Below are 564 nucleotides of genomic sequence, written 5' to 3'. Positions count from 1 at the left end.
CGGGAGCGGCCGGAGCCGCGGGGGCCGGCGGGACCCCGGAGGCGCCGGGGACGACCGGGACCGCGGGCACGCCCGGCGGTGTGGATCCCGGCGTGGGGTTGATACCCAGCAGATCGCCCCAGCCCGGGATCAGGTTCAGCAGCGGCAGCGGCGGCAGGGTCGGTGCGCCGCCGGCGGCGAACGCGGTGACCCAGTTCATCAGGGTGGCCGGGGCGGCGACGCCCGACGGCACCACCTGGACACCGTTGGCCGGCGTGTAGTAGATCGTGCCGTTCGCGTACGACTGGAACATCGAGCCGTCGGGGAAGGTGATCGGGTTCGCGACCACCTTGCCGAGCGTGCCGTTCTCGCCGCCCGAGGCGCGGTAGGCGGCTTCGACGGCGGCCTTGCCGGTGATGGCCTGCGCCGCTGCTCCGACGACGCCGGTTCCGGCGGCCGGGGGCGCGGGGATGCCCGGGATGGTCGGCACGGCGGGAGCGGCGGGTGCCGCCGGTGCAGCGGGGACGGCGGCGCCACCGGGGGCGCCGGGCACCGTCGGGACGGCCGGGGCGGCGGGAGCGGCCG

Annotated in this window: 1 protein-coding gene; it reads right to left on the bottom strand. The window is 78.0% G+C overall.

Annotation, left to right across the window (positions count from 1 at the left end; translation table 11 throughout):
* A partial coding sequence (locus tag ABD108_RS17375; protein ID WP_425579798.1) for an LGFP repeat-containing protein occupies positions 1-564 on the bottom strand: 564 nt, incomplete at both ends.

The organism is Tsukamurella strandjordii (assembly GCF_039525985.1).
Lineage (GTDB): Bacteria > Actinomycetota > Actinomycetes > Mycobacteriales > Mycobacteriaceae > Tsukamurella > Tsukamurella strandjordii.
The sequence above is the reverse complement of the archived record's forward strand: the minus strand, read 5'-3'. Positions and strand labels throughout refer to the sequence as shown.